Annotated in this window: 15 protein-coding genes; 13 read left to right on the top strand and 2 right to left on the bottom strand. The window is 59.3% G+C overall.

What is annotated here, in order from left to right:
- Positions 1–31 precede the first annotated feature (31 nt).
- The 11 genes from ychF (at position 32) to ACUCCZ_RS07840 (ending at position 9,095) form a co-directional block, all read left to right on the top strand.
- Positions 32–1,105 (top strand): redox-regulated ATPase YchF, encoded by a 1,074-nt coding sequence (gene ychF / locus ACUCCZ_RS07890; protein ID WP_435918466.1) that lies wholly within the window; start codon positions 32–34, stop codon positions 1,103–1,105.
- A gap of 418 nt (positions 1,106–1,523) precedes the next feature.
- A complete protein-coding gene (locus tag ACUCCZ_RS07885) occupies positions 1,524–2,765 on the top strand; it encodes a hypothetical protein (RefSeq protein WP_435918465.1) in 1,242 nt (413 codons plus the stop codon).
- A gap of 808 nt (positions 2,766–3,573) precedes the next feature.
- Positions 3,574–3,960, top strand: a complete 387-nt coding sequence (locus tag ACUCCZ_RS07880) for a hypothetical protein (protein WP_435918464.1) — start codon at positions 3,574–3,576, stop codon at positions 3,958–3,960.
- 283 nt (positions 3,961–4,243) lie between these two features.
- Entirely contained in the window at positions 4,244–4,834 is a 591-nt protein-coding gene (locus tag ACUCCZ_RS07875) for a DUF3267 domain-containing protein (protein ID WP_435918463.1), read from the top strand.
- A gap of 843 nt (positions 4,835–5,677) precedes the next feature.
- Positions 5,678–6,274 (top strand): hypothetical protein, encoded by a 597-nt coding sequence (locus ACUCCZ_RS07870; RefSeq protein WP_435918462.1) that lies wholly within the window; start codon positions 5,678–5,680, stop codon positions 6,272–6,274.
- 404 nt (positions 6,275–6,678) lie between these two features.
- Positions 6,679–6,774, top strand: coding sequence for a hypothetical protein (locus tag ACUCCZ_RS07865; protein ID WP_435918490.1), 96 nt, complete (start codon positions 6,679–6,681; stop codon positions 6,772–6,774).
- 49 nt (positions 6,775–6,823) lie between these two features.
- Positions 6,824–7,000 (top strand): HigA family addiction module antitoxin, encoded by a 177-nt coding sequence (locus ACUCCZ_RS07860; protein ID WP_323457809.1) that lies wholly within the window; start codon positions 6,824–6,826, stop codon positions 6,998–7,000.
- A 222-nt stretch (positions 7,001–7,222) separates the two neighbouring features.
- Positions 7,223–7,702, top strand: a complete 480-nt coding sequence (locus ACUCCZ_RS07855; protein ID WP_023035070.1) for a GNAT family N-acetyltransferase — start codon at positions 7,223–7,225, stop codon at positions 7,700–7,702.
- 333 nt (positions 7,703–8,035) lie between these two features.
- Complete coding sequence (locus ACUCCZ_RS07850) at positions 8,036–8,191, top strand: hypothetical protein (protein ID WP_435918461.1); 156 nt, start codon at positions 8,036–8,038, stop codon at positions 8,189–8,191.
- A gap of 329 nt (positions 8,192–8,520) precedes the next feature.
- Positions 8,521–8,718, top strand: a complete 198-nt coding sequence (locus ACUCCZ_RS07845) for a CopG family transcriptional regulator (RefSeq protein WP_435918489.1) — start codon at positions 8,521–8,523, stop codon at positions 8,716–8,718.
- Positions 8,715–9,095 (top strand): type II toxin-antitoxin system death-on-curing family toxin, encoded by a 381-nt coding sequence (locus ACUCCZ_RS07840; protein WP_435918460.1) that lies wholly within the window; start codon positions 8,715–8,717, stop codon positions 9,093–9,095. The genes ACUCCZ_RS07845 and ACUCCZ_RS07840 overlap by 4 nt, the downstream gene beginning before the upstream one ends.
- Before the next feature lie 613 nt (positions 9,096–9,708).
- Here ACUCCZ_RS07840 and ACUCCZ_RS07835 read toward each other — a convergent pair.
- Entirely contained in the window at positions 9,709–9,915 is a 207-nt protein-coding gene (locus tag ACUCCZ_RS07835) for a cold-shock protein (RefSeq protein ID WP_435918459.1), read from the bottom strand.
- A 298-nt stretch (positions 9,916–10,213) separates the two neighbouring features.
- Here ACUCCZ_RS07835 and ACUCCZ_RS07830 point away from each other — a divergent pair, with 298 nt between their 5' ends.
- Entirely contained in the window at positions 10,214–10,519 is a 306-nt protein-coding gene (locus tag ACUCCZ_RS07830) for a class I SAM-dependent methyltransferase (RefSeq protein ID WP_435918458.1), read from the top strand.
- 286 nt (positions 10,520–10,805) lie between these two features.
- Here the strand turns inward: ACUCCZ_RS07830 and ACUCCZ_RS07825 are convergent, their stop codons facing one another.
- Entirely contained in the window at positions 10,806–11,132 is a 327-nt protein-coding gene (locus tag ACUCCZ_RS07825; protein WP_435918457.1) for a DCL family protein, read from the bottom strand.
- A gap of 488 nt (positions 11,133–11,620) precedes the next feature.
- Between ACUCCZ_RS07825 and ACUCCZ_RS07820 the strand changes: the two genes are divergently transcribed.
- Positions 11,621–12,649: an autoinducer 2 ABC transporter substrate-binding protein gene (locus ACUCCZ_RS07820; protein ID WP_435918456.1), complete on the top strand. Its 1,029-nt coding sequence runs from the start codon at positions 11,621–11,623 to the stop codon at positions 12,647–12,649.
- Positions 12,650–12,710 lie beyond the last annotated feature (61 nt).

The raw sequence follows: 12,710 nt of genomic DNA, 5'->3' as shown, positions 1-12,710 counted from the left end.
TTGTCGCAGGCGGCGACTACCATGACTCGACGTGGCACTTACGATTGGAATCGTCGGTCTTCCCAACGCCGGCAAGTCGACCCTGTTCAACGCGCTGACCAAGAATGACGTCCTGGCGGCGAACTATCCCTTTGCGACCATTGAGCCGAATGTCGGCGTGGTCGGGGTTCCGGACAAGCGTCTGGACGTGCTGACGGAGATGTTCCACTCCGCCAAGACCATTCCCGCGACGGTGTCCTTCGTCGACATCGCTGGAATCGTCAAGGGCGCCAGCAAGGGCGAGGGGATGGGTAACGAGTTCCTCTCCAACATTCGTGAGGCCGACGCCATCTGCCAGGTGACGAGGTGTTTCGACGACGACGACGTCACCCACGTCAATGGTCACGTGGATCCTTCCGACGACATCGAGACCATCACCACCGAGCTGGTGCTTGCCGACCTGCAGACGATGGAGAAGCAGCTGCCCAAGCTGCAGAAAGAAGCCGCGATTAAGAAGGAGTCGCGCCCCAAGGCCGAGGCGTGGGAGCAGGCCAAGAAGGTGCTCGAGGAAGGCAGGACGATCTTCTCGGCTGGGCTTGATCCCGAGCCGCTGCACGATCTGTTCCTGTTGACGACAAAGCCCTTCATCTACGTCTTCAACTGCGATCAGGATCAGCTGGGTGACGCCGATTTCCAGGCCAAGATGGAGGAGCTGGTTGCTCCCGCTGAGGCGATCTTCCTGGACGCCGAGTTCGAGGCCGAGCTGGCCGAGATGGAGCCTGAGGATGCCGCCGAGTTCCTCGCCGACGCCGGTATCGAGGAGCCCGGTCTGGACAAGCTCGCCCGTGTCGGTTTCGACACCCTCGGTCTGCAGACCTTCCTGACTGCTGGGGACAAGGAGTCCCGAGCATGGACGATCCGCAAGGGCGACACTGCTCCCGAGGCTGCCGGCGTCATCCACACCGACTTTCAGAAGGGGTTCATCAAGGCCCAGGTGATGTCCTTCGACGACCTCGTCGAGTTCGGTGGAGAGAAGGAGGCCCAGGCCGCTGGAAAGTTGCGTCTGGAAGGCAAGGACTACGTCATGCAGGACGGTGACGTGGTCGAGTTTAGATTCAACGTCTGATAGCGGGCCTCAGTCGGCCCACTGCCTAGAATCATTCTCGCCTCTTGAGGGCCCGTTTTCTGGTCGTGCGTCGTCCCTCCGGGGGTAAGAACCTTCGCTCGCGTGTGAGCGCGAAGCCAGAGGTTCACGTTGTTAAATCAGGGTTGACCGCTCGTTTACTCCGGCTCCCTTCCCCGGAGACACCCCACCGGCATTGACCCGACGTCACTCATCGACTTCGGGCATCTACCCGAAACCTTCGTCGTTGGGGAGTTGCGCAAGCAGGCCTCCTGGTTGGAGGAGCCTGTCACGTTCGGGCACTGGCGCACGAGTGGTTCGTACGAATGGACTGGATGTTAGAGCATGGAACAATGATTGTTCCATGCATATTGGGACGCTAGTTGCCCTCTTAGTTGTCTGTGTAGTTGTCCGGATCGCGATGACGAAGTTGAAAGCTGCGTTCGCTCGTGACCACCTTCGAAGCCTCGCGGCCACGAAAGAGATCAGCATTGTGTCTGCGGCACTCGCCGTAGCGACCATGGTTATCGCTCCGAGGTCTGTGTTGGCGGTCTATCCCGTGGCGCTCATTGCTATGAGCACGGCGTATGTAACGTGCAGACTCCTCCAGGGAGCCGAGCGCCAGGGCTCCACAACAGTGCGCGCGTACGTGCGATATCGCTGCGATAGGACATGGCAAGAGACAAAGTCCAAGGCCAAACGGTTCTTCACACTTGCCGCGCCTTGCGGGTGGCGGGAAGTTCATATCACGGCCGACAGCTTCGACAATGTTGTCTCTATTCCCACAATGATCTGGATCGTAGGGGTGATATACATCGCAATCGTTGTTGTCGTATTAGTCGGGATTTTTGTGAGTATCACTGGTGTGAATGATGGCATCGTATCGGCGGTGCTCTCTGCTGCAATCAGCTACAACATGTTGGTGATCAGCTGTCTTCTCACCGTCTCAGCATTCATCTGCATCGCGCTCTTATCCCTCCTCCGGCGGATCAAATTCCTGCAGTTGCGTTTGGGAGTCGGCTCGTGTGTGCGTCGCATCGCCACATGGATTGGATACGGTGGAGCAGTCGGTGCCGTTATGGCCTCGCTCGTGCCTCTCGCGAGGCTTGTAATGCCGATCCTCACACAGCCGGCAAAGAGCGCCGCAGTACTTAACACGATCACGCCACGCTCGATGCTGGATTATCCTGCCGCCGGGGCTGTCGCAGGCTATGCGTTCGGTCTTATCGTCGCGATAGCGTCCTTGTTTCCAAATTCCACGAACAGTTGGCTTCGGCGCGTCCTATGTCCAGGACTGTTCGTCGTGGTTCTCGTCGGATTGAGCCATTTTTTGGGCGGCCCCCGTGGGCTCCTGCGACCAGTTATTGACGCCGCCGCTCTGCGATCTGGGGTCAGCCAGACATTCTGCACCAGCGCCGCACCGACGGATATCGCTTCGGGAAGTATTGACGCGAAGGCATGGGTTATCACGGCGATGGACCAATGCGGCGGCGGACTTCTCATCTCGACCACAGCCATTGGATGGATCGTTGGCGTAACAGCTCTCTTGGTCGGCGTCAGCCTGTTCGTCAGCGACATTTGCGGTCGGGCACCTGGGGCGCGTGGCATCAGTTCGGGAAATCGGCGACGGCAATCTCAACCTCGTCTTCCTGTTAAAAGATGAAGACGGGTGGGGTCTTTACATCAAGCTAGCGCTGCCATACGTCCGGATGACGGGCGAGGGGCGGCCTATGACTCCCGACCGGGCACGCCATGAGGTCGAATCTCTCCAGACACATGGGGCCTTGGTTCCCGATCTGGTACCCAAGGTCTACTTCTATGATCCTATGCGCTACATCTTTTGTCATCGAAGATATGTTCGATCACGAAGTATGGCGCGGGGCGCTCAACAAGTCCGAGGCCCACGATGGAGTAGCTGCAGAGGTCGGGCTCCATATAAATCTCTGCCCGCTCGGTCTGGTGGTTCGTGTCAGTGGAACGATCTGCACCACATTGGGTCTGCTGCGTAGCACATCGTCATTGATTCTTGTGGGTAATCACGGCTCGGATTTAAGGCGGCTGACGATAACGTGTGGGTATGGGGTCGATGGAAGTAACCGTCGCCGCCACGGAGCGTGAGGTGCATGAGGCGGCTGTTGCGTTGTGGCCGTTCGTGCAGTCGGGGCAGGTCGGTTTTCCTCTGGCCGGGAAGAAGTCGCGCGAGGGTGTGGAGCTCGCATCCAGAACGCGAAGGTGACGAGTTGTACATCGTTCGGTGCGGTCCTGTGATCATGGGGGCGTGTGGCTTCTTTCTGTCCGATGCGAAGAACGCTCAGACGGTGTGCGGCCCTGTCGCCGTCAACAGTCACGAGGCGGTGTATGCGCAGCTCCTCGCCAACATGCAGGAGCGACACCCACTCGCCTCGATCATTGTGGGGATCTCCCACCGTCATGTAACAGCGCGTGCTTGGTTGAAAAGTGCGGGAGAGCTGTTGGAACACTGTCTCCCGTTTGAGGGGATCAATCTGGCCGGTTCCCCAGAGGCGCACGTCTTTGCTGATGATGAGCAGGACGAGTTCGCGCGACTCTTCGACCGATTGACTGGTCACGGCTTCTGGTGGCGCGCCGATCGTATTCGGGCGCATTGGGGAGAGTGGATCTGCGTCACGGGAGGGGATGGCCAGCCGGTGTTGGCGGCGTCGGCTCTGGATGATGCGACCCTGCGTGCCATGCTCTCGACCTGGATCTCTACGGCTACCACCCGTGGGTACTCAGACTTCGTCTATTTCGCAGATCTTTCAGAGCGCGAGGTGGTTGAGTCCTTGGGGTTCTCGTGTGACGACGAGTATCTGGCCTTTCGCGTGCCCGCCTGTAAGTGAAGCGGGACTGGTCGGCCCTGCTCAACTCATGCCGACGGGCTCGATGGTTGTCGAGTTTAGGTTCAATGTGTAGTTGTCATGGCAGAGGCATGACCGAGTTTCCCGGACACTGATTCTGAGGCGATAATGGCCTCAGGAAAGGAGTCCGGGCTGCCTGTTGGTAAGCCGCCGGAGTTCCGGTGTCGTGAGCTGACCGACAACGCCATGCCACCGGTCCCAGGCATGGCGCGACACCTGAGACGAGTTAATGGATTAAGGGGATCAGGATACTAGGCTGAGGGCCGTGAGTGGTGACCCTTCCGGCTCGCCCAGAGCCGTCGACTGGACGCCGTCCAAGGCCCAGTGGGCCTGGATCAACTTGGTCGGTGTGGCTCTCACCGTGTTGGGATTCGTCGGTCACTTTGCAGCGTGGGCTCTGTCGCGCAGTGCCTCAGGAGGCCGCTTCGGACTGACCGATGTGGTCGTGGTTATCGCGGTCACCGTCGTCCTTATTGTTGTCCACGAGCTTGGTCACGGGCTGGCATTGCTCACCCTTGGGCATCGACCGACTTTCGGGGTGGCGCGTGTCGGCCGGGTTGTCGTGGGTTTGACGACGACCGCGCTCGGGGTTCGGACGTCCCGGCGTGCGTTCGATTACGTCGCCCTGGCCCCACTCGTACTGCTCACCTCGGCGACTCTTTCTTGGGCCGCCTACGGGCCGATGGGCGGGGCAGCGGTCGTGCCGGGGGCGATTCACCTGGGCGGGTGTGTCGGGGACCTCGCCCTCGTCGCCCGCGCGTCGCGGACACCGCAGGGCAGCTTCATTGAGGACCGTCAGACCGGGATTCGTATTCATCCGCCGGAGAACACTGCCGCCCGCGGGCATCGTGATTGAGTTGACGTTTCACCGGAAGCTTCCGGCTCAGCGTGGCTTCCGCCGGGGCCGAATGCATGGGAGCCGGAGCAGTCAAGACTGCCCGTAAGGTTCAGGGCACAGGTCTCAAGAGCGGACAAGACAAAGTGCTATACACTACCAAGTATTTACAGTTCTAGCCTCAAGCAACATAGTTAGCGCATAAAGGGAAGAGATTTATGGTGCACCCAAGGAAGTACGATGGTCGCTCTTGGCCTATGTATGACATGTGCGCTGTCCCTGGAGTGTTGCAACGAGGGCACTTGCGGATGGAATGGAGGCCAGGTCAACACATTCAGATCGTTTGTCTAGCCCCTTGCTCTCAGCTGCATACGAAGCAGGAATAGATGTCGATGGGGCTCGGATTGAATCACACGATGGATATACCATGGTATCAGAGGATGGATCTTGGATAATCGGTCCTTCTGGTAATCCAAAACAATCGTCCATATCGTCCAATAGATCATCATTTGATGCGGGAATATGTACGGGAAAGTTTCATACCGTTATGGTTATCAAGAATCGGCTTGAGTGGGGTGCGCAGACAAGCTGCGTTTCGACGGCGAGTCCAAATGACTTTTATAGACACTCTCTTCATATTGAGCTTCGCCAACAAGACGAGGGGCAGTTTCTTTTTAAAAAAGGTCAGCGGTTGTACCCCGCCAAATGGCCCGTACTCTCGTGTTATCTCTGCAGTGGCAACTAATCCTTGTAGAAACAGCCATAAGGCGCGATATGACGTGGTTGCTTACCCCATGTTCACAGTGCTCAGTTCGGGCTGGTGGTATCCAGTCTCAGTGGGGCTAAAAGTTGCAGAGTTGAGGCATGATGGACAATTTGAAGGCGGAGGCCGAAGTCTTTCGGTTAGCGGCAACCAGATTCGAGATAGACGAAGAATCGTTGATATCGACGCTGCATTACTTGGGAAACAAGTTGAATGAGCTCGGAGCCAATGTGAATGATGTGGCTGTACAGTTTGGAGTCTCACGCTCTTTCGCGACTCGCATTCTCGAGGAAACTGCAAAGCCTGACGAGATAGCAGCCTGGCGAGCTTCTGCCGTTGCTCATTTGGTCCAGGATGTGTATCACGATATCGACTCTTATCGGAATGGGCTTCTTTGTTGTCAAATTGATGACCTCCTAACTCTCACGATATCTGCAACTCACGTTTCGGAGGAGTTTCGGGCCAGGTACAACAGGAGAGCCAAGGAGCTCAATATATCAATATACTGGATGGAGTCAGAGATATCCTTGCTGGATCTGAAGGATATACTTCCAGAAATTGATAAGATGGCCGTCGGGGACGGTTTCGATGTCAGCGAAGGTGAGATCGCTTCTACCCGGATCACTCTCATCACTGAAGCGCCATCGATCCGCCATGACTCCATTATGAAATGGTACTCATGGTTGGATGTTAGATAGAACAAAATGCCACTATGGCAATAGTGTCGTTGCGTGGATTGGAGTGTGACTTGCGCTGTGTGGGACAAGTGTCTGATTCTATGAGATGATGGGGTCTCGTTAAAAGAACACATCACGTCCTGGGTCCAACCGGGGAACATTCCCGTCTTTCTCGGTGTGTGCCGGGAAAGACCGAAGATGGCAGCGAGTCATATCACCGCACTGCTCGGCATTGCCTCGATGGTCGCGGAGTTCCAGTTTAACGTGTAGCGCTATTGACGGAGCCCATTATATGCTGGGCGCGTGATCAGATCGTTCGGGAGCAAAGACACCGAGCGGGTGTGGCATCGTGAGCGTGTGCCCGCCATGATCCCCGAATCCTCCGGGTGGCATTGCGCAAGCTTCGTCAGGTGGGATCTGCGGAGATGCTCGAAGACCTCCGCGTTCCACCTGGTAACCGACTCGAGGTGCTCAAGGGCGACCGAGCTGGTCAGGACAGCATCAGAATCAATGACCAGTGACGGATTTGTTTCAGATGGACAGACGCCGGACCAGGGGAGGTGGAGATCGTTGACTACTACTGACGAGATCGAGCCGATCCATCCGGGAGAAGTTCTCATGGAGGACTTCATCGAGGGCTTCGGGATCACACAGCACAAGCTCGCTGTGTCGATAGGTGTGCCGCCGCGGCGGATCAACGAGATCGTGCACGGCAAGCGAGGGATCTCAGCGGACACCGCATTGTGACTCGCGAAGTACTTCGGAATCTCGGCGACATTCTGGACCAATGTGCAGAGCCACTACGAGCTCGACCGTGCGGAAGACGCGGCAGCTGAGCAGATCATGCCGCTGCACGTGGCGTGACTGATGTATGTTGCTGGCGTGGGCTCCAGCAGCGCCTCAAACGCAAGCGGTTATTCGTTTTCACATCGGGCTGTGAGACGGTGGCCATGGCAGAGGAAAAGAAGGATGAACGTGCGAATCGATGTGCTTGACGAGCGCATGGCAGATTGTGTCGCCGGGTGGCTTCATAGTCGCGCAGATGTCATGTTGTTCGGAGGGGCGCGTCTGCCTTTCCCGTTGACCGGGAGGGATCTGCTTGCTACGTCTGACGATGGCTGGGTGGTCTTGGCGATGAAGGTCAACGACATGCTGGTGGCGTCTGGTTCCTACAAGCTCTTGGCTAGTGGTCGGGTTCGAATCGGGCGCATTATCGTGGCCCCGGCCTGTCGTGGGCGAGGTCTGGGACGGGCGACGGTCGTTGGACTGATAGAAACGGCAACGAAAGCCGTTGATGCAAGCGTCGTCGAACTCGGCGTATACCAGCACAATACGAATGCCATCAACCTCTACGAGTCGCTGGGCTTTTGCCAAACTCGCGTTGGCGCTACGACCACTATTGATGGAAAACCCTTTACTGGCATCGAGATGGAATACCGCGTGGCATAAGAGGAATGGTGACTGAATCTGGGCGTGGGGTCCGGAATGTGGGCTTGCTGGCACGCTGGGTTCGATCGGTGATCGCGAATATCAGTTGAGGCTCGTCAGCAGGCGGGCTCGCGGGGCAGCTGCATGGTCGTGGGCCTCGATGAGCATCCGTCGCGACCAGGATCTCGGCCACCCCTCTTGTGCCTGGTGAGCGATCCGGTGTCGAACCGGACATGCACGTAGACCGGTAACTACTCACCCGGTGCGACATTGGAGGGTATGGCCATCGCCGTGAGCATCGACTGAGACGCGATCAGTCGCGCCGCGAAACGGCACAGCGTCGCGGAACTGGCCGTGTTTGGTCCTTTGGTGTGGGGAGGGCTCGACGCTGACAGTGACGTCGATTTCTTGGTCGACTTCATTCCTGGCCAGTCGGATCCCTTTGAGGATTTCTGTGGTTTGCGCGACGAGCTGGGGGGATTGTCGATCGTGACGTTGACCTTGTCGTGAAGCGATCGATCCGCAACCTGTACTTTCGTGACTCGGAGCTAGCTTAGCCGGAGACCATCTATGTTGCCGACGTCTAAAGCTCACCTGCGGGACGTGCTGAACTGACTTCGTCATACTGATCCGGAGACTGCTGACGAGGTGCCAGATCTCGGCCGCAGCGTCGGGATTCCCTGCTCGAACGCGACCAATGATCTCGGTCGTCGGTTGGGACTAGTGGTTGCGTGGTCGTGGTGAGCCGACTCTCGCTGGTTTCGTAACTTGGTGGAGCTTTGGTGCGGCGACCTTCCAGCCCGATGGTGATACCACTCTGGTATCATCATCTCGTGGCCATGACGTTGCGGTTGACAGAAGAGGACGAGCGGATTCTCGCGCGTCTTGCCGAGGATGACGGGATCAGTCGTCAGGAGGCGACGATTCGCGCGATCCATGAGGTGGCGGCGCGGAGGGGGCACACGAAGGATGTGGCTGACGCCTCGGCGAGGGCGCGGGCTCGGTATGCCGATGTCCTTGATCGGCTGGGTCGATGACCGTTTTTCTCACGGTTGAGGACCTTATGGCCTTGGTTGAAGACTTGGGGGTTGGTCCCGTACGTGATGTTGGTTTGCTTGAGTCTGCGGCGGCGCGTCCACGCACCTCGCTGTGGGGCGGTGATGCCTATCCAACACTGGGGTCCAAGGCTGCGGCTCTCCTGGACTCTTTGGTGAACAATCATGCGCTGGTGGACGGCAACAAGCGGTTGGGATGGTTGGCGATGGTGGTGTTCTTGGACCTCAATGGCTGGTGGGTGGAAGCTCCGGACGACGATGCATACAACCTCGTCGTCGCCGTGGCGAGTGGTAGGGCTGATCTGGATGAGGCTGCTGCGTCGCTTCGGTCGTGGTGCGTTGATCCCAAAAGACGTTAGTTCTGCCCGGAAGCCGGTGGAATTCCGCTTCAACGTGTAATTGAGTTTCGTTTCACGTTTAGATGGTGTCTGAGCTGGGCTTGGGACCTCTAGCTTGCCTGTAGTGAGTATGTCAACGGTGGTGGCTGATCCTGACGCCAACTGAACCTGTCCGCCCTTGCCCTGTGAATATGAGATTGGGACCGGAGGCGTCGGGTGGTCGTGGAAGTCGGCGCTGCGGTCCGTCAGATCGATGGCGAGGTAGGCGCCGCCCGAGCGGAGCATTGTGCGCACGCTGGTCATGAGGTGCTCGAGGTCGGCGACGTGGTGCATCGTCATGCGGGTGATCACCAGGTCGTACGCGGGGCTGGGGCGAACCCGGCGCCGGCCACGATCTCCAGGACTTCGTGGGTGGCTGAGGGGGTCACCCGCCCATGATGACCGCGGGGGCCTCCCCGCGTCGACCTGGCTTGTCGTCCTGGGTGCGGGCGCGCTCGTCGAACTCGCTGGTCACAGGGAGTGCATCGGCCTCTGGTCGGGCGCGAGGTCCCGGCGGTTGGTGATCTGCTTGCCGAAGGAAAAGCACGAGGCCGCCGCCCCGAAGGGCAGCGGCCTCGCCGAAGATCACGTGATATTAGCGGTTCAAGGTGATGCTGGACGCCTGTGGGCCCTTGGGGCCCTGCTCCACGTCGTACTCAACCTGGTCGCCCTCGTCCAGCGAGCGGTAGCCCGAGGAGTTGATAGCGGAGAAGTGAGCGAAGACGTCGGCGGAGCCGTCGTCGGGCTGGATGAAGCCGTAGCCCTTGTCGGCGTTGAACCATTTAACGGTGCCGGTTGCCATGGTGCAATCCTTCGATTTGTGGAGCGACCGCTTTTCGGCCGCTTCCGGATGTTGCTCTTCACACTTGCCAGAAGGAACTGCTCGGATCCGTGAGAACCCGTCTTGCGTAATGCAAACCAACCCTACTGTCGAACAATGGCTTCAGTCTACATGCCCTGGACCCGCCCGCTGCCCACGGGGCCAGGAAATTGGCTGTGTATTTGGTTCTCAGGTCTATGAGGATGGCTGTATGGCTCAGTAAGAAGACTTTGACGCCAAACCTCGCGCCTTCTACGCGAACTGCTCCGAGGCGGGCTGGTTGCGGGGTCGCCACACCGCCGGGCTGCTGGAATTGGAGGCGACGCGACACTACCTGAGCTTCATTCCGCCCGAGGCCCGAGTCTTGGACATCGGCGGCGCCACGAGTGTTTATGCCAGTTGGTTGGCGGCGCGCGGTCTCGATGTCGTCTTCGTCGGTCCGGTATCCGAGCAGGTGGGCATGGCCGCGTCGCCGCTGCAGACGATGGAGCGGATGCGCGAACTCGACCGCACTGGCGAGATTCGAGAGCGCCTCACCGAGTTGTCGGCGCACATCATGACGGTCGGGATGAATCCGCTGGCCTAGAGCGCGTAGTCCACGATGACGGGAGCGTGGTCACTCATGCGCGGCCGCGCGGCTGATACCCATTTCGGCGCCGACGTGGGTGATTGGACGGGTCTGACAGCGTTGGACCAGACGTCGGCGCCCCAACCGACAGGGGTGCATGAGCGTGAGTGCTCAAGGGTAGGCTCCTTCCAAGGCTGGATGGTTTCGCAACTCCCATCCTGACGAAGGGCGGCCCCTACGTCATCTCCCCAGCGTCAATAACGTCATGCGCCGTAACAGTCAGCCTTCGCTCGCTCAGCGGCGATCAGCTCGTCGAGATGGGCGGTGTCAGTGATGATTGTTCCTCCCGGTTTGAGCGGCTGTCCGGCCGCAGATTGGTGATGCGCTTCTTGATATACCAGTTGTCGGTCGACCAGTCCTCGCGGATGGCGTGGAAGTTGCGGGTGCCCCACTCGGGAATGAGCGCGACGACGGTGACGGCGACCTCTGCACCGTGCTTGCGAGGGGCCTCGGGATGGTGAGCCAGCCCTGGCGACGGTGTCGTCGGAACCGGTGAGAATCTCTCCCAGTGCAGCGCGGTTGACCACGAGGCTGGCGTGGGCACGGACTTGCCCGTGGTGGCGAAGGTCAAGGTGTCGACGGTGTAGTCATGGAGTCACTTCACGCAGCCTCGACACAGGATGAGGCTCGCGGTCGAACTCGATGGTCTGCTGCTTGTGGGCGAGGACTGGTGAGAAGCCCAGACAGTTGTGGACGCGGGTCAGATGATCAATCGACGGGAAGACCCTCATTGTCGCCGGTAGGGCCCCCGTCACGGGAGACCATCAGCGCCTCACGGACTCGCGTCACAGGTCTGACAGCCTGTACAGCTCCAGACCATCCACCACGGGCAGCTCAGCGTCAGTAATGAACCCGCCGGTCCTGCAGCTCGTCAAGAGCGGCCAAGAGCACAGCACGGGTCAGGCTCCGGGTTGCATGTGACCACCGCCGCGTGAGGTCTTGACATCTGTGACTCGGAGGTGGATAGTATCTGTTATCTTTGAAGCGCTTCAAAGTCGTTCTCAATCCCGCGTGCCTACCTCCATGGCGCGCAAGGCCAAAGTTGTCCGGAAGGAAATCATGAAGCGTCGACATGGTCTCGCGGTCGCGAGCCTCGCAACCGCCTTCGCACTCGCCGCCGCTGGATGCGCCGGCGGCAACAAGTCCACCGCCTCGACGGGGTCCGCTTCGGGCGCTGCCTCGGACGTCTCGGTGGCTTTCGTCCCGAAGATCCAGGGCATCCCGTTCTTCGAGGCGATGAACAAGGGCGGTGCTGACGCCGCCAAGGAGTTCGGCTTCAAGTGGGTCTACAGCGGCCCCACTACCGCCGATCCTGCCGCCCAGGGCGACGTCGTCCGTTCTCTCATGCAGCAGAAGGTGGGCGCCCTGATGGTCGCCTCCAACGACCCCGACTCCATGGGGCCCCTGCTCAAGGAGGCGCAGGACAAGGGTATCAAGGTCGGCACCTCCGACACTGACGCTCCCAACTCGGCGCGTGAGGTCTTCGTCACGCAGGCCACTGAGGACGGCATCGGCGCCGCCCTCCTCGAGCAGATCGCCAAGCCCATCAACGGTGAGGGCGAGATCGCCATCGTGTCCTGCGGCCAGACCGCCTCGAACCTGAACGCATGGATCAAGGTCGTCAAGAGCAAGGCTGTCTCGGACTACCCGAAGATCAAGATCGTGGACACGGTGTACGCCGACGAGGACCAGGCCAAGGCAGTGACCATGGCCAAAGACCTCATGAACGCCAACCCCAACCTCAAGGGCATCATCGGCCCCTGCACCACCGCGGCCCCTGGCATCGCTCAGGCTGTCCAGGAGTCCGGCAAGACCGGCAAGGTGTTCACGGTTGGTGTCGGCACGCCCAAGGCCATGCTGCCCTATCTCACTGACGGTTCCTCCAGCGCCTCCGTGCTCTGGAACGTCGAGGATCACGGCTACCTGACCGCCTGGGCCGGCTTCCAGCTAGCCTCGGGCAAGAAGTTTGAGCCCACCCAGGACGTCGGCCGACTCAAGGGCATCAAGTACGACGAGTCGACCAAGACCCTGCTGCTCGGGGAGCCCCTCATCCTGACCAAGGACAATGCGGGCAACTTCAACTACTAGTAATCCCAGGGTGGATTGAGCCACCCAGTTGAACCAATCAGGGTGGGGCGCGGTCCCCGCG

The organism is Cutibacterium nasicola, from assembly GCF_052654715.2.
The sequence above is the reverse complement of the archived record's forward strand: the minus strand, read 5'-3'. Positions and strand labels throughout refer to the sequence as shown.

What these genes read in the sequence shown, in the direction of transcription:
- ACUCCZ_RS07885 (WP_435918465.1), top strand. Translation starts at nt 1,524, where the DNA reads ATGACGAAGTTGAAAGCTGCGTTCGCTCGTGACCACCTTCGAAGCCTC.
- ACUCCZ_RS07870 (WP_435918462.1), top strand. Translation starts at nt 5,678, where the DNA reads ATGATGGACAATTTGAAGGCGGAGGCCGAAGTCTTTCGGTTAGCGGCA.
- ACUCCZ_RS07865 (WP_435918490.1), top strand. Translation starts at nt 6,679, where the DNA reads ATGCTCGAAGACCTCCGCGTTCCACCTGGTAACCGACTCGAGGTGCTC.
- ACUCCZ_RS07855 (WP_023035070.1), top strand. Translation starts at nt 7,223, where the DNA reads ATGAACGTGCGAATCGATGTGCTTGACGAGCGCATGGCAGATTGTGTC.
- ACUCCZ_RS07845 (WP_435918489.1), top strand. Translation starts at nt 8,521, where the DNA reads ATGACGTTGCGGTTGACAGAAGAGGACGAGCGGATTCTCGCGCGTCTT.
- ACUCCZ_RS07840 (WP_435918460.1), top strand. Translation starts at nt 8,715, where the DNA reads ATGACCGTTTTTCTCACGGTTGAGGACCTTATGGCCTTGGTTGAAGAC.
- ACUCCZ_RS07835 (WP_435918459.1), bottom strand. Translation starts at nt 9,915, where the DNA reads ATGGCAACCGGCACCGTTAAATGGTTCAACGCCGACAAGGGCTACGGC.
- ACUCCZ_RS07820 (WP_435918456.1), top strand. Translation starts at nt 11,621, where the DNA reads ATGAAGCGTCGACATGGTCTCGCGGTCGCGAGCCTCGCAACCGCCTTC.